This window comes from Exiguobacterium sp. H66, assembly GCF_018618705.1.
Taxonomy (GTDB): Bacteria; Bacillota; Bacilli; order Exiguobacteriales; family Exiguobacteriaceae; genus Exiguobacterium_A; species Exiguobacterium_A oxidotolerans.
The window spans coordinates 1-14,742 of the sequence record NZ_JACSMQ010000015.1 but is presented as its reverse complement, the minus strand read 5'-3'; the positions used below and the strand labels follow the sequence as shown (position 1 = coordinate 14,742).

Here is a 14,742-nt window from a genome sequence, read left to right as displayed (position 1 = left end):
AGTGGTCACACCCGTTCCCATGCCGAACACGGAAGTTAAGCACTTGAACGCCGAAAGTAGTTGGGGGCTTCCCCCTGTGAGGATAGGACGTTGCCAGGCAATTGAAAAAGACCGATCTGCATCTTGCGGGTCGGTCTTTTTGTGTTGTGTGAAACTTCAGACTGTTCTGATTATTACTGGAGTCATTGACATGACTGGTTCTCCTTGTTACCATAACATCAATATTCTTTTATCAAAGAGAAAGCGAGTGGATAAACATGTGGGAGAATAAATTTGCTAAAGAGGGCTTGACGTTTGATGACGTTTTGCTTGTACCACGTCGTTCAAGTGTCTTACCACGTGACGTCGATCTATCTGTATCCTTATGCGAAGGGATTACACTGAACATCCCGTTAATCAGTGCAGGAATGGATACTGTGACGGAAGCACCAATGGCGATTGCCATGGCACGTCAAGGCGGTCTAGGTGTCGTCCACAAAAATATGTCGATGGAAGACCAAGCAGAACATGTCGATCGCGTCAAACGTTCTGAAAATGGTGTCATCACGAATCCGTTTTACCTTACACCTGAACGCCAAGTATACGATGCTGAATATTTAATGAGTAAATATCGTATTTCTGGTGTTCCGATCGTTAACAACGAAACAGAACGGAAGCTCGTTGGTATTTTAACAAATCGTGATCTTCGTTTTGTTAAAGACTACTCGACGGTAATTGAGACGGTCATGACGACAGAAGAACTCGTCACTGCTACAGTTGGTACGTCACTTGAAGAAGCAGAACAAATTCTCCACAAACATCGCATTGAAAAGTTACCACTCGTTGATGAGAACGGTGTATTAAAAGGCTTAATCACAACAAAGGATATTGAAAAAGTCGAACAATATCCACATGCAGCAAAAGATCAATTCGGACGTCTTCTCGTCGCTGCAGCTGTCGGTGTCACGAAAGATGCATCTCTTCGCGCACGTTTCCTTGTTGATGCAGGCGTCGATGCACTCGTCGTCGATACGGCACACGGTCACTCTGAAGGCGTACTCTTAAAAGTACGTGAGCTTCGTGATGAATATCCAAATCTTCCAATCATCGCAGGGAACGTTGCAACAGCAGAAGCAACACGCGATTTAATTGAAGCTGGTGCATCGGTCGTCAAGGTAGGGATTGGACCTGGTTCAATTTGTACGACACGTGTCGTTGCGGGAGTGGGGGTTCCACAAATCACTGCAGTCTTTGATTGTGCGACAGAGGCCCGTAAGCATGGTGTCTCTATCATTGCCGACGGCGGAATTAAGTACTCGGGCGATATCGTCAAAGCACTTGCAGCTGGCGGTCATGCGGTCATGTTAGGTAGTCTGCTTGCTGGTGTTGAAGAAAGCCCGGGCGAAATGGAAATCTACCAAGGTCGTCAATTTAAGACATACCGTGGTATGGGTTCTGAAGCATCAATGAAACGTGGTAGTCAAGATCGCTACTTCCAAGAAGCAGATAAGAAGTTCGTTCCAGAAGGAATTGAAGGTCGTGTCGCTTACCGTGGAAAACTCGGTGATTCTGTCTATCAACTCGTTGGTGGGATTCGTTCAGGAATGGGATATTGTGGAGCAGCTTCATTAGAAGAATTGCGAGAAGACACACAATTCATCCGCATGACGGGTGCTGGCTTACAAGAAAGTCACCCACATGACATTCAAATCACAAAAGAAGCATCGAACTATACACGCCAATAAAAAGAAAGCCCTGCAGATGATGCGGGGCTTTCTTTTGTTTATAGATTAATGATGTTAAGCGGCTCAAGGTGTTTCACGACATAGCCTATATGAAAATCACGGACACGTTCAAGCTGGTTTTGTTCACAGTCGGAGAGACTGCTGTTACAACTGCCAAGACTGTAACAACTCCCCAAGCCCCTCTTCAAGATCTGATTCCGATAGACTTGCAAAACCTAACACGATTTGTGGATGCGTTGCTTCTAACGGAAGTTGTGCATACTGGGATAAACCATAAACCTGAATTGAAGCGTCGTGTGCTCGCCTGACTAATTCTTCTTCCGTCATCCCATTCGCAACAGAAACGACGACATGCAAACCCGCACTTTCGCCGGTCAAGCGCAGGGATGAGACAGCACGTAACGAATTGACGACGATGTCTAACTTACGCCGATAGATCTTTCGCATCCGATTCAAATGTTTCTCGAAGTCGCCTTCTTTCATAAAACGTGTCAAAATCGTTTGATCAAAACGTGAGACACTGCATGTGTAATAGGAGAGTTCGGTCTGATAGCGCTCAAGCAAAGAAGGCGGAAGGACCATGTAGCCAATCCGCAGTGAAGGCATGAGCGACTTGGAGAAGGTGCTCAAATAAAGTACTCGTTCACTATCGATGCTGTGGAGTGACGGAATCGACTTGCCACTATAACGAAACTCACTGTCGTAGTCATCCTCAATGATGTAACGTGTCGGGGATTCAGCAGCCCAGTTCACCAATTGCCGGCGCCGATTGACGGATAAGATGCTTCCGGATGGAAATTGGTGGGCAGGTGTCACATACATGATATCCACATCGGTCTGACTTAAAGTCGAGACTTTGACACCACTTTGATCGACCGGAATCGGGATTGCTGTTCGTCCATGATTCTCAAGAATGAGTCGGGTCGCATGATAACCGGGATCTTCGATTCCGTAGGTGACATGTTGTCCTAGCAGGAAAATCAGTTGGGGCAAAAGTTGTTCGACCCCAGACCCAATGATGATTTGTTCAGGCGAACAGATGACACCTCTTGAGTGATATAGGTAGGTCGCAATTTCAACACGTAAGGCGAGATCGCCTTGCGGGTGTCCGAGTGAAACAAGAGATTGATTATGTTCATCGATGACATCCTTCGCATGTTTTCGCCAACGTGAAAAAGGAAAAGATGATCCATCGATTTTACTCGGATGGAAATCATGACGGATATAGGTGGACGGAGAAAGGCGTTGCTTCGTTGCTAGTGGTGTTTTCTTTACATAAGCGAGCTCTTCGTGTGCTAAGACAAAATACCCTTTTCTTGAAATTGACTCGACATAGCCTTCGGCGACAAGTTGTTGATAGGCGAGCTCAATCGTCGTTTGACTCAAGTTCAAGAACTGACCGAGTTTTCGTTTTGACGGTAATTTGACACCATACTCTAGACGTCCATCGATGATTTCTTGACGAATCTGTTGATACAATTGCTCGTATAACGGCTTATTGCCCTCTCGTATTAACTCGAACGATAACATATCCATTGAAGTACCTCCTAAAACTGACCTGTTCATTTCATCATAAACTGATGCTTTTAAAATAGTCAATCGAGACTATACTAAAACGTAAGTACGGAGCTATCAATCAAATTGTTCAAGGGGGAATTTAGAATGATGGAACGGCAACAAGGAACGGATCGTGTCAAAAGAGGAATGGCTGAGATGCAAAAAGGGGGCGTCATCATGGACGTCGTCAATGCCGAGCAAGCAAAAATCGCAGAGGCAGCCGGTGCCGTCGCCGTCATGGCACTCGAACGTGTCCCGTCTGATATTCGCCGAGATGGAGGTGTGGCACGAATGGCAGATCCGACCATCACGGAAGAGGTCGTAAATGCCGTCACGATTCCTGTCATGGCGAAATGCCGAATCGGCCATATCGTCGAAGCACGGATTCTTGAGTCGATGGGGGTCGATTTCATTGATGAGAGTGAAGTCCTGACACCGGCTGATGAAGAGTACCATCTGTTGAAGTCGACGTTTACGGTACCGTTCGTTTGTGGGGCGCGCGATTTAGGAGAGGCGGCTCGCCGAATTGCGGAAGGTGCGGCGATGATTCGGACAAAAGGCGAACCGGGAACGGGTAACGTCGTCGAAGCTGTCCGGCATATGCGAAAAATTCAAGCTGAACTCAACCAGATTTTACATACGAATCCGGATGAGTTGATGACACGGGCGAAGGAGTGGGGTGCACCTTACGAAGTCTTACGGATGATTCAGCAAGAAGGGCGTCTACCCGTTGTTAACTTTGCTGCCGGTGGAATCGCGACGCCGGCAGATGCTGCGCTGATGATGCATCTTGGAGCTGACGGTGTTTTCGTCGGTTCAGGCATTTTTAAATCGGAGCAACCGGAAAAATTTGCGAAAGCGATCGTCGAAGCCGTGACGTACCGGGATGACTTCGAACGAATTGCGTATCTCTCGAAAGGTCTCGGAACAGCGATGAAGGGGATTGATGTCACGTCGATGCCGTTTGAGGAACGGATGGCACCACGGGGATGGTAATCGGGGTACTTGGTCTACAAGGGGCAGTCAGGGAACACCTTGAGATGTTGGCATCGCTCGGTGTAAAAACACGAATCATCAAATCGGCGGAAGATTTAGAAGGAATCGCCGGACTTGTCTTGCCCGGTGGTGAGTCGACAGCGATGCGCCGGTTGATTGATCGCTACGCCTTGCTTGCGCCCCTTCGACAAAAAATAAAGACGTTACCGATGTTCGGGACGTGCGCCGGGATGATTTTATTAGCGACGGAACTTGAACAAGGAGATGTTCACCTCGGGGCAATCCCGATGAAAGTGAAACGAAATGCGTTCGGTCGCCAAGTGGACAGTTTTGAAACGATGCTAGCCGTCGACGGAATCGGGGCGGACATTGAAGCTGTCTTTATTCGAGCCCCTTATGTCGAACGAATCGATCAAGCGACCCGCGTTCTCGCTCGCATAGACGACGATCTCGTCGTCGTCGAAACAGACATGCATCTCGCCTGTTCGTTTCATCCGGAATTAACGAACGATACCCGTTTGCATCGTTACTTTATTGAAAAAATAAAACAGCAACGTTCGGTTCACGTCATCTAACGACAAAAAAAGTATCCTTCAGTTCAAGCTGTGGGGTACTTTTTTTATGCTACACTGAGGGTATAAATGAATTGAAGGAGAGGAACGATGAAACGACTTTTCATACTCTTCTTGAGCGTCCTTTTACTGACGACGAGTCTACTCCCAGTGACGAGTTATGCCGAGGTACCGACGATCAAGGCAGAATCCTACATCATGGTCGATGCTGTGACCGGTAAAGTATTGTTAGAAGAACAAGCCGATTTGGCTTTACCTCCGGCTTCGATGACGAAATTGATGACACTTTACTTAGTCCGACGTCAAATCGAACAAAAGAAACTAAGCTGGAACAAAAAAGTTCAACCAAGCCAAAAAGTACTCAAATTAGCAGGCACACCAGGATTGGCACGGGTGCCGTTAAGCAATCGTACATATACCGTTCGTGAGCTCTATGATGCAGCGTTCATCAAGTCAGCTAATGATGCGGCTGTATTACTTGCTGAAGTCGTTGCCGGAACAGAACAAAAATTCGTCAAGCTGATGAATGAGACGGCGAATACATTTGGGATGGACAATACAGAATACGCAAATGCATCGGGACTCGATGCAGTCGATGCAGCCTTACCGGGGACGAACTTGATGACAGCGACCGACATTGCACTACTCGTCATTCGTTTTATTAAAGATTATCCCGATGTCTTAGATGTCACGAGTCGTTCTTCGATGAAACTGGATGGCATCACACTCCAAAACTCCGATAAGATGTTGAAAGATCAAAAGTACGCATATCCCGGGATGCGTGGGATGAAGACAGGGACGACTGATCTTGCCGGATATTGTTTTGCCGGTGTCGCGACGAAAGATAACATGACGATCATTACAGTCGTCATGCGGACGACATCCGATCAAGCGCGGTTTGCAGAAACAAAAAAGTTACTCGATTATGGCTTCTCATCGTTTGAGCCGTTGACTTATTACGGAAAAGGCGAGCGAATTAAAGACGTCTTCCCGATTCGTGGTGCGGAAGAAACAGACTATGACGTCATCACGGATGCATCGCTTTACGTGACGGTGCCGAAGAACGCAGCAACCCGTCCACCCGTATTTACGTTTAATCTGACCCATGCTCCAATCAAGAATGGCGCAAGTGTCGGAACGGTTCAAGTGAAGGATGAAGGCATGTACTTGCCGGGGTTTGATGTGCCGAGATCACTTCTCTATAGTGCGGAGCGAATCGCTTTGGCGAGCTTCAAGACCCGTTTGTTCCGGGCGATTGCGGCCTGGTCCGATAAAATTGATGATGCGATTCGTAAACCGGGTCTTGTCAATCTCAAACAGGATAGTGTAAAGTAGAGCTAATCTCATAACGATGCAATGAACGGACCAAGTAAAGGAATTTATTCTGTTAAGAGAGCTAGTGGTTGGTGTGAACTAGTCAGAAGGATGCCTTGAATCGAGCCGGATCGCACACCTTGCGAACAAGGTGCGGGTACGCCCGTTATCGCGTCTTTGAGTTGGCTAGTACGACTAGCAATGAGGGTGGCAACGCGGATCCAAGGTGATTCGTCCCTCTTCGGTTTTTATACCGGAGAGGGATGGATTGCCTTTTTTTATTGAAAAAAAGGAGGAATACACATGATTGATATTAAACGTCTGCGTCAGGATTTTGACGCAATCCAAGAGAAACTTGCACACCGCGGGGAAGATTTAACGGACATGAACCGTTTCGTCGCATTAGACGAAAAACGTCGTGAACTGATTGCCCGGACCGAGGTCTTAAAAGCGGAACGAAATGACGCGACGAAAAAAATTGCAGAACTCAAACGCAATAAAGAAAATGCCGACGAGGCAATTGCCGCGATGCGAACTGTCGGAGATGAGATTAAAGGAATCGACGACGAGTTGCGCGAAGTCGAAGCGACGTTGAATCAACTGTTGCTTGGTATCCCGAACATTCCGCATGATAGCGTCCCGATTGGTTCTTCAGAGGATGATAATGTCGTCATCCGTGAAGTGGGTGATAAGCCGGCCTTTGATTTCGACGCCGTCCCGCATTGGGATTTGATGGAGCAATTAAAAATCGTCGACGTGGAACGAGCAGGGAAAGTCACAGGAAGTCGCTTCGTTTTCTATCGTGGGGCAGGTGCTCGTCTCGAACGTGCATTAATCAACTTCATGATGGACATGCATCAAGATGAAAACGGCTATACGGAAATTTTACCGCCACTCATGGTCAACCGCGAATCAATGACAGGAACAGGTCAACTTCCGAAATTTGAAGAAGATGCGTTCAAAGTCGAAGAGACGAACTATTTCCTCGTGCCGACAGCGGAAGTTCCCGTCACGAACATGCACCGGGACGAAATCTTGGCAGCAAGCCAATTACCGATCGGTTATGCAGCATACAGCCAGTGTTTCCGCTCAGAAGCCGGATCTGCCGGCCGTGATACACGAGGCCTGATTCGTCAACACCAATTCAACAAAGTGGAGCTCGTTCGTTTCGTTAAGCCGGAAGAGTCTTATGAACAACTTGAACTGTTGACTGGTCAAGCCGAAGAAGTGCTTAAACGATTGAAATTACCGTATCAAGTCCTCAGCATGTGTACAGCGGATCTTGGATTCACAGCAGCGAAGAAATACGATATCGAAGTCTGGATGCCGAGCCAAGGCGTTTACCGCGAGATTTCTTCTTGTTCAAACTTTGAAGATTTCCAGGCGCGCCGGGCACAAATTCGTTTCCGCCGGGAAGCGAATGCAAAACCGGAATTCGTGCATACATTAAACGGTTCTGCGCTTGCTGTTGGCCGGACGGTCGCAGCAATCTTAGAGAACTATCAACAAGCAGATGGCTCAGTTATTATTCCAGAAGTACTTCGTCCATACATGGGTGGACTCAAAGTGATTCAAGCATAAGTAGAAAAGGGGGAGCCTTCCCCCTTTGTACTTTTAAAAAGTTTTTTTAGAAAAGGTCTTTACAGAGTAAAACCAAGATGCTATTATAATTTATGTCAGGAAGGCAAGCACGTTACAATTTGCTCGATTATAAGTACGGAGGCGTACTCAAGTGGTTTAAGAGAACGGTCTTGAAAACCGTCAGGCGGCGAAAGCCGTGCGTGGGTTCGAATCCCACCGCCTCCTCCATTTCTTTTTTTTTACCTGAAAACTACATATAACTTGGAGGCGTACTCAAGTGGTTTAAGAGAACGGTCTTGAAAACCGTCAGGCGGCGAAAGCCGTGCGTGGGTTCGAATCCCACCGCCTCCTCCACTTCTTTTTTTTTACCCAAAAATACATTTAACATGGAGTCGTACCCAAGCCCGGCTGAAGGGGACGGACTCGAAATCCGTTAGGGGTCGTAAGGCCCGCGTGGGTTCGAATCCCACCGACTCCGCTTATATCGAGCATCTCACATCGTGTGAGGTGCTTTTTTATTGCACCAAGATCCGTTCGCATGCTATGTTTTCCTACATGTAAAAAGGAAGAAGGAGCACTTGATATGACCAATACAAAAGAAACCTTACTCACTCACTATAAAGAAACGATGAACTTCGTCCGTGAACTCGAACACATCCCGGAAGACGCGTGGCGTAGCTCATATGCGGAAGGCAAATGGACGATTGCTGAAATCGTAGGTCACTTGTCACCGTGGGACCGCTTCATGGTGGCAGAACGTCTTCCATTCATGTTGGCGGACGAACCATTCCGTGTGAAGCCTAACAGTCAGGAAGTCAACGAAGAAGCGGCGAAGATGAGTCGCGAGCAGCAACGAATCTTAACGATTGATGAATTCTTAGTCAGCCGTGACCTATTAAGCCGGGCCGTTGATTTGATTCCGGAAGAACGTTTGACGGATACGTTCACTTCGAACGGGAAAACGATGATGATCGTCGACTTGCTTGGCGCGATGAAACAACACGATTTACATCACATCGACCAAATCAAACAAGTAACAGCACGCTAAAAAAAGCCCTTCGACGACTGTCGAGGGGCTCAGGCTGTAGACAAAGTGCCATCGGGAGATCAAGCGTCTTTTTTCGTTGCTTTCCTCGGGCGAGGCGCAAGCCCTTGTCTGCCTCTGAACGTGCGTTCCCCACAGGAGTCAACGAAACGTGACGCTTTTTAGGTAACACTATGACGGAAAGCCAGTCATGCAGACGGTTTAGGGCGCAATCCGTCTCGAATCGCTTAGAACCGCGAAAAGCAATCGGTCGCGACCCTGCAGCTTTGCTGTAGCGGCGCGGAAGATTGCCGCTTTGAAGACGAGGCGTGACAGGGAAGCGCGACCGGATTGTCTTTCGTTATCGCATGTTCACGCTTCATAAGAGTTTGTCTACACGCAAAAGCCCTTCGACGACTGTCGAGGGGCTTTTGAGGAATCAACGTGTTTTTGCAATCCGGGCGACTTCAAGTTGTTTATCGATTTTCGAGAGGATACGTTCAATCGACTCCGGTTCATTGAGAAGATCATATTCATCGATGGATAAACGAAGGACCGGGCAAATCGTGAAGTTATTGATCCAGTTCGTATACCGTTCGTACATCTCTTCCCAGTACTCGATTGGTGTTTGCTGTTCCATCTCGCGTCCGCGGAGACGAATCCGGTCGAGCACCTGTTCAAACGATCCTTCCAGATAAATCAACAAGTCCGGATGCGGGAAAAATGGCGTCATGACCATCGCATCGAACAAACTGGAGTACGTTTCGTAGTCCGTTGGTGACATCGTTCCTTTTTCGAAGTGCATCTTCGCGAAAATGCCTGTATCTTCGTAGATGGAGCGATCTTGGATGAAACCACCACCGTATTGGAAGATTTTCTTTTGTTCTTTAAACCGTTCCGCTAAGAAATAGATTTGTAAGTGGAAGCTCCAGCGCTCGAAATCATGGTAGAATTTATCGAGATAAGGGTTCGTATCGACTTTTTCAAGAGATGTCCGGAAGCCGAGTGCGTCTGCTAGACCATTCGTGATCGTCGATTTTCCGATTCCGACCATTCCACCGATCGTAATGACGGCATCTGCCGGAATATTGTATTTTTCACGTAACTTCGAGTTCATGCGTGGTTCGCTCCTTCATATAATTCATTGCGGATTTTAGTTAAGACATAATCCAAGTCTTCTGGGCGTTTGACGAAGTCGAGTTCATCTCCGTTAAAACGGATGACTTTGACTTCCGGGTGTTTGATTTGATACTCCGTGACGAACGTTTCGTAGTCTGCTGCGAGTTGCTCGAGATAATCGCGTGACATGTGTTCTTCAACTTCACGTCCGCGTAAGGCGACGCGTTTCATCAGTGTATCGATACTCGCATTCAAGTAGATGACGGCATCCGGTTTTGGCATATCCGTCGTTAAGATCGAATAAATTTGTTCATATTTATCGATGTGCTCTACTTTGAGCGAGCGGTGAGCAAAAATCAGGTTTTTAAAGATATGATAATCAGCGACGACAGAGCGTTGTTTACTTAGGTAGTGACGTTCGATATCATCGAGCTGTTTAAAGCGATTGCATAAAAAGAACATCTCTGTTTGGAAACTCCATTCTTCGATGTCCTCATAGAACTTTCCAAGAAAGGGATTTTCTTCGACAATTTCGCGTAACATAGAAAATGAGAAATGATGACTGATGGCGTTCGCAAGTGAAGTTTTGCCTACACCAATCGGTCCTTCAACCGTTATGAACATATTCAATTACCCTCCGTTCAGCAAAGTGCAATTTATATTTTAGCACAAAGCAGGGACCCCTGCCGAAGTTTCAGAGGGAGAATTTTTGTAAAGATAGGGAGTGAGTAGAAGTGGAGCGACACGAATATTATATGGAGCTCGCGATTGGTGAGGCGAAAAAGGCGGAAGCCATCGGCGAAGTGCCGATTGGGTGTGTCATCGTCAAAGACGATCAAGTCATTGCGACCGGGTATAATCACCGGGAAACGAATCATCAGGCGACGGCACACGCCGAATTACTCGCGATCGAGCAAGCGTGTGAAAAGCTCGGGAACTGGCGACTGGAAGGGTGCGAACTGTATGTGACGCTTGAACCGTGTCCGATGTGTGCCGGAGCCATCATGTTATCGCGGATTGAACATGTCATCTTCGGAGCCGTTGATCCAAAAGGTGGTTGTTGCGGAACTTTGATGAACCTCATCCAAGATGAGCGCTTTAACCATGTTTCACGTCTGACGAGTGGTATATTAGAAAAAGAATGTGGTGAGTTGTTAACGGCGTTCTTTCGCGAACTTCGTGCGAAAAAGAAAGCAAAGAAACGTGCAATGGGTTGCAACAATTTAGACGAAACAGTATAATGAAAAAGCACTCGAACGGGTGCCACTAAAAAACGATAAATCATTTGCCGTGCTAGGTGGGGATGTAGCGGTTCCCTGTCACTCGCAATCCGCTATAGCGAGACTGAATTCCATATCGAGGGATATGATTGGTATGGTCTGCCTTACGTAAGTAGCGTTGACGTTTGAGTCCTGCGCAACAGATACCCATGAACTAGGTCAGGTCCGGAAGGAAGCAGCCTTAAGTGGTGCTCTCTGTGTGCCGCAGGAGTGCTTGAACTGAGCAGGCTGCGTGAGTAACGCATGTTGAACATATTTCAGAATATGGTGCGCGGCAGTTTAATTTTTATAAAACAAGTCTACAGCCGGTTTCGGTTGTAGACTTTTTTAGGTAGAATAGAACAAGGATCTTAAAAAAGAGGAGGCGCAAATTTGGCCTATCAAGCACTATACCGCGTGTATCGTCCGCAGCGTTTTGATGAAGTCGTCGGGCAAGCACATATCACTCGGACGATTCAAAACGCATTGATGGAAGAACGGATGTCACATGCCTATCTATTTTCAGGCCCGCGCGGAACGGGGAAGACAAGTCTTGCGAAAATCATCGCAAAAGCAATCAACTGTGAACACGCACCTGTAAAAGAACCGTGTAATGAATGCCCGACATGTCTCGCGATTACGGAAGGATCGAGTCCGGATGTGTTCGAAATCGATGCGGCTTCAAACAACGGAGTCGACGAAATTCGTGAAATCCGCGATAAGGTGAAGTACCCGCCTTCAGAAGCAGCCTATAAAGTTTATATCATCGATGAAGTGCATATGCTATCGACGGGAGCGTTCAATGCATTATTAAAAACGCTTGAAGAACCACCGGCACATGCGATTTTCATCTTAGCGACAACAGAGCCCCATAAAATCCCGGCGACCATCATTTCGCGTTGCCAACGTTTTGATGTCAAACGCCATGAAGTCGACCAACTAGTCGAACGGATGCAGTTCATCTTATCCGATCAAGAAATTGCCTACTCGGAGACGGCGTTACGGTTGATTGCACGCGCAGCAGACGGAGGAATGCGGGATGCCTTAAGTTTACTCGACCAAGCAGTCGCTTTCTCGAATGGGGATTTGACGGATGCTGCCGTACTCGAAGTAACGGGTGCCGTAGAAGACGAAGCGTTGCTCGCGATTGCAAACGCACTTCATAATCATCAAGTCGATCAATTATTGCAGACACTTGAGCAGATGCAACGGGCAGGAAAAGACCTGAAGCGATTCGTCGAGGACCTGGTCTTCTTTTATCGGGATACGCTCCTGCTAAAAGCCTCACCGACGGCAGTCGATTTGTTAGAACGCGCCCGTCCGACAGAGGAATTCAAACAGTTCGTCGAAATGATTGAAGCGGAAACATGTTTCCATGTCATCGAACAACTGCATGATTGCCAACAACAGATGCGATTGACGAATCATCCACGTGTCTTAGTCGAGATTGCCTTCATCCAAATTACGGAACAGGGGCGTACGACGGGACAAATCGTCCAGTCATTGCAACAGGAAGTAAGAGAAATGAAGGAACAGATGCATCAGTTGAAAGCGAACGGTGTACCGGCAGCAGAAACAGTCGCGGCGCAACCAGCTAAACGGAAGCAAGGTCGTCCGACCGTGCGGATCGCGAAAGAGCGGATTCGACAAATGCTGATGCGAGCAGAAAAAGCACAATTGCTTGAAATCCAAGAGCGCTGGGATGCTATTCTAAAACTCATCTTAAAGCAAGATGGTCCGATCTATTCGCTTGTCCATGAAAGTAAACCCGTCTTGTGTTCGGGAGATACGTTATTGATTGAGTTTGATAACGGGAAGGGCTGGCATTTCGAACAAGTCATGACGAATGAACGAACGCGTTTCGTTATCGAAGAAGCCCTGTTTGAAGTATGTGGCGTCAAACGGGAGATTCTTGCAATTCTTGATCAAGACTGGAATGAATTAAAGGCAGAGTTTGTTGCAAAGCGAAATAGTAGTAATATAGAAGAGAAAGAGGTCGCTGAAGAATCGGAAAGCGATCGTTTATTATCCGAGACGCTTGGTCGTTTTGGTGATATCGTAGAATTTGAAGACTAATCTTACTTGAGGAGGAACAAATATGCGTGGTATGGGAAACATGAACAATATGATGAAACAAATGCAAAAGATGCAAAAGGATATGGCGAAAGCTCAGGAAGAACTTAAGGATTTGACAGTGACAGGTACAGCTGGCGGTGAAATGGTATCTGTCGTAGCTGATGGTCATAAAAACATCATCGACGTCATCATCAAAGAAGAAGTAGTGGATCCTGACGATGTCGAAATGATTCAAGATCTCGTCCTCGCTGCAACGAATGATGCATTGAAAAAAGTCGATGAACTTGTTTCAAGTAAAATGGGTAAATTTACGCAAGGTATGAACATGCCGGGAATGTTTTAAACTGTAGGGGGAAATCAATTGCAATATCCTGAAGCAATCAGTCGTTTGATTGAAAGTTTTACGAAGCTACCGGGGATCGGACCGAAAACGGCTGTTCGTCTTGCTTTTCATGTCTTAGACATGGAAGAAGATGATGTGTTGATGTTCGGGAAGGCACTCGTCAGCGCGAAGCGCGATATTTCTTATTGTAGCGTGTGTGGAAACATAACGGACAAAGATCCGTGTTATGTTTGTTCGGATAAACATCGTAATCGGACGGTTGTCTGTGTTGTTCAGGATTCGCGAGATGTGATTGCGATGGAGAAGATGCGAGATTATCAAGGGTTGTACCATGTACTCCACGGGGCGATTAGTCCAATGGAAGGGATTGGACCTGAAGACATTAACGTATCGAGTCTTTTGACACGTCTTCAAGAAGACGAAGCCATTACGGAAATCATCTTAGCAACGAATCCGAACATTGAGGGAGAGGCAACGGCGATGTACTTGTCACGTTTACTGAAACCGACGGGAATTCGTGTGACACGAATTGCACATGGTCTTCCTGTTGGGGGAGATTTAGAGTATGCGGACGAAGTCACATTATCCCGTGCGATGGAGGGAAGACGCGAACTATGAGTTGGTTTCGAAAAAAAATCCGAAACGAATACGATGAGCGTCTCCTTACAGAATTGTCTAAAGCAAAAGAAGACTACTTGATGAAACGTCATCTACTTGAGATTAGTTATGATGATTATGGTGATCTTGAAGCACAAATGAAATTAGCCGAGTCGTTGTATTTCTTCTATATAAGCGAAGCAAAACGAAGACGCGTTTCAATCATGATGAAGTGAACGAGTGAAGGCTGTGAGCCCGAGTGGTTTGCAGCCTTTAATCTGTTCTTAAAAAGAAGAAGCGAAAAAAATGAAACTATTTTAATAAAACAGTTGTCATCCCCTAACTATCGTGGTATATTAATTCATGTCCTAAAGAGGACGCACGCTTGAAACGAACGAAAAAACTTCTTTTAAAAAGTTGTTGACTTATCGTTCCAGACTTGGTATTCTAATTGAGTCGCCAAAACAGGCGCGGACGAACTTTGAAAACTGAACGATGAGGCAAAAAACGTATCTTCGGATACAAACAATGAATGAAGCGCAAGCTTCGTCAACGTGACTTTTAGTCACAAAAACGAGCA

Annotated in this window: 14 protein-coding genes, 3 tRNA genes, 1 rRNA gene, 1 other RNA gene and 1 other annotated feature; of the genes, 16 read left to right on the top strand and 3 right to left on the bottom strand. The window is 46.6% G+C overall.

Going from position 1 to position 14,742, the window contains the following annotated elements; translation table 11 throughout:
- Positions 1–99: ribosomal RNA gene (rrf, locus tag KNP88_RS15415) — 5S ribosomal RNA — on the top strand; the annotation flags it as partial.
- Between the two features lie 158 nt (positions 100–257).
- Complete coding sequence (gene guaB, locus KNP88_RS15410) at positions 258–1,724, top strand: IMP dehydrogenase (RefSeq protein WP_029332179.1); 1,467 nt, start codon at positions 258–260, stop codon at positions 1,722–1,724.
- A 144-nt stretch (positions 1,725–1,868) separates the two neighbouring features.
- Here the strand turns inward: guaB and pdxR are convergent, their stop codons facing one another.
- A complete protein-coding gene (gene pdxR / locus KNP88_RS15405; protein WP_214894527.1) occupies positions 1,869–3,260 on the bottom strand; it encodes a MocR-like pyridoxine biosynthesis transcription factor PdxR in 1,392 nt (463 codons plus the stop codon).
- A 129-nt stretch (positions 3,261–3,389) separates the two neighbouring features.
- On the opposite strand from pdxR, the gene pdxS reads away from it, so the two are divergent.
- From pdxS to KNP88_RS15365, 8 genes are all read left to right on the top strand, one after another.
- Positions 3,390–4,277 (top strand): pyridoxal 5'-phosphate synthase lyase subunit PdxS, encoded by an 888-nt coding sequence (pdxS, locus tag KNP88_RS15400; RefSeq protein WP_369834776.1) that lies wholly within the window; start codon positions 3,390–3,392, stop codon positions 4,275–4,277.
- The gene (pdxT, locus tag KNP88_RS15395; protein WP_214894526.1) at positions 4,271–4,852 is read left to right on the top strand and encodes a pyridoxal 5'-phosphate synthase glutaminase subunit PdxT; all 582 of its coding nucleotides are present in this window, start codon (positions 4,271–4,273) and stop codon (positions 4,850–4,852) included. Before pdxS ends, pdxT begins: the two co-directional genes overlap by 7 nt.
- 87 nt (positions 4,853–4,939) lie before the next feature.
- Entirely contained in the window at positions 4,940–6,184 is a 1,245-nt protein-coding gene (locus tag KNP88_RS15390) for a D-alanyl-D-alanine carboxypeptidase family protein (RefSeq protein WP_214894524.1), read from the top strand.
- Positions 6,185–6,196: 12 nt separating this feature from the next.
- Positions 6,197–6,405: a binding site (T-box leader), on the top strand.
- 61 nt (positions 6,406–6,466) lie between these two features.
- A complete protein-coding gene (gene serS / locus KNP88_RS15385) occupies positions 6,467–7,744 on the top strand; it encodes a serine--tRNA ligase (RefSeq protein WP_214894521.1) in 1,278 nt (425 codons plus the stop codon).
- 137 nt (positions 7,745–7,881) lie between these two features.
- A tRNA-Ser gene (locus tag KNP88_RS15380) sits at positions 7,882–7,972 on the top strand.
- 35 nt (positions 7,973–8,007) lie between these two features.
- Positions 8,008–8,098 (top strand) — tRNA-Ser (locus KNP88_RS15375).
- Between the two features lie 34 nt (positions 8,099–8,132).
- Positions 8,133–8,222, top strand: a tRNA-Ser gene (locus KNP88_RS15370).
- 105 nt (positions 8,223–8,327) lie between these two features.
- Positions 8,328–8,792, top strand: coding sequence for a DinB family protein (locus KNP88_RS15365; RefSeq protein WP_214767983.1), 465 nt, complete (start codon positions 8,328–8,330; stop codon positions 8,790–8,792).
- Between the two features lie 415 nt (positions 8,793–9,207).
- Here the strand turns inward: KNP88_RS15365 and KNP88_RS15360 are convergent, their stop codons facing one another.
- The gene (locus KNP88_RS15360; protein ID WP_029332186.1) at positions 9,208–9,885 is read right to left on the bottom strand and encodes a deoxynucleoside kinase; all 678 of its coding nucleotides are present in this window, start codon (positions 9,883–9,885) and stop codon (positions 9,208–9,210) included.
- Positions 9,882–10,511: a deoxynucleoside kinase gene (locus tag KNP88_RS15355; RefSeq protein ID WP_088835958.1), complete on the bottom strand. Its 630-nt coding sequence runs from the start codon at positions 10,509–10,511 to the stop codon at positions 9,882–9,884. Before KNP88_RS15355 ends, KNP88_RS15360 begins: the two co-directional genes overlap by 4 nt.
- A 110-nt stretch (positions 10,512–10,621) precedes the next feature.
- Between KNP88_RS15355 and tadA the strand changes: the two genes are divergently transcribed.
- The 6 genes from tadA to KNP88_RS15325 all read left to right on the top strand — a co-directional run bounded on the left by tadA (position 10,622) and on the right by KNP88_RS15325 (position 14,398).
- Positions 10,622–11,128 (top strand): tRNA adenosine(34) deaminase TadA, encoded by a 507-nt coding sequence (tadA, locus tag KNP88_RS15350; RefSeq protein WP_088835959.1) that lies wholly within the window; start codon positions 10,622–10,624, stop codon positions 11,126–11,128.
- 47 nt (positions 11,129–11,175) lie between these two features.
- Positions 11,176–11,442, top strand: an RNA gene (gene ffs / locus KNP88_RS15345) — signal recognition particle sRNA large type.
- Between the two features lie 97 nt (positions 11,443–11,539).
- Positions 11,540–13,222, top strand: coding sequence for a DNA polymerase III subunit gamma/tau (gene dnaX, locus KNP88_RS15340; RefSeq protein ID WP_214767985.1), 1,683 nt, complete (start codon positions 11,540–11,542; stop codon positions 13,220–13,222).
- Between the two features lie 22 nt (positions 13,223–13,244).
- Entirely contained in the window at positions 13,245–13,565 is a 321-nt protein-coding gene (locus tag KNP88_RS15335; RefSeq protein ID WP_012368932.1) for a YbaB/EbfC family nucleoid-associated protein, read from the top strand.
- 18 nt (positions 13,566–13,583) lie between these two features.
- Positions 13,584–14,183: a recombination mediator RecR gene (recR, locus tag KNP88_RS15330; protein ID WP_029332190.1), complete on the top strand. Its 600-nt coding sequence runs from the start codon at positions 13,584–13,586 to the stop codon at positions 14,181–14,183.
- Positions 14,180–14,398 (top strand): YaaL family protein, encoded by a 219-nt coding sequence (locus KNP88_RS15325; RefSeq protein WP_029332191.1) that lies wholly within the window; start codon positions 14,180–14,182, stop codon positions 14,396–14,398. The genes recR and KNP88_RS15325 overlap by 4 nt, the downstream gene beginning before the upstream one ends.
- The last annotated feature ends 344 nt before the right edge of the window (positions 14,399–14,742 follow it).

Excerpts from the sequence above, each read along its gene's own strand:
- guaB (WP_029332179.1), top strand. The coding sequence starts at position 258 with ATGTGGGAGAATAAATTTGCTAAAGAGGGCTTGACGTTTGATGACGTT.
- pdxR (WP_214894527.1), bottom strand. The coding sequence starts at position 3,260 with ATGGATATGTTATCGTTCGAGTTAATACGAGAGGGCAATAAGCCGTTA.
- pdxS (WP_369834776.1), top strand. The coding sequence starts at position 3,390 with ATGGAACGGCAACAAGGAACGGATCGTGTCAAAAGAGGAATGGCTGAG.
- pdxT (WP_214894526.1), top strand. The coding sequence starts at position 4,271 with ATGGTAATCGGGGTACTTGGTCTACAAGGGGCAGTCAGGGAACACCTT.
- KNP88_RS15390 (WP_214894524.1), top strand. The coding sequence starts at position 4,940 with ATGAAACGACTTTTCATACTCTTCTTGAGCGTCCTTTTACTGACGACG.
- serS (WP_214894521.1), top strand. The coding sequence starts at position 6,467 with ATGATTGATATTAAACGTCTGCGTCAGGATTTTGACGCAATCCAAGAG.
- KNP88_RS15365 (WP_214767983.1), top strand. The coding sequence starts at position 8,328 with ATGACCAATACAAAAGAAACCTTACTCACTCACTATAAAGAAACGATG.
- KNP88_RS15360 (WP_029332186.1), bottom strand. The coding sequence starts at position 9,885 with ATGAACTCGAAGTTACGTGAAAAATACAATATTCCGGCAGATGCCGTC.
- KNP88_RS15355 (WP_088835958.1), bottom strand. The coding sequence starts at position 10,511 with ATGTTCATAACGGTTGAAGGACCGATTGGTGTAGGCAAAACTTCACTT.
- KNP88_RS15335 (WP_012368932.1), top strand. The coding sequence starts at position 13,245 with ATGCGTGGTATGGGAAACATGAACAATATGATGAAACAAATGCAAAAG.
- KNP88_RS15325 (WP_029332191.1), top strand. The coding sequence starts at position 14,180 with ATGAGTTGGTTTCGAAAAAAAATCCGAAACGAATACGATGAGCGTCTC.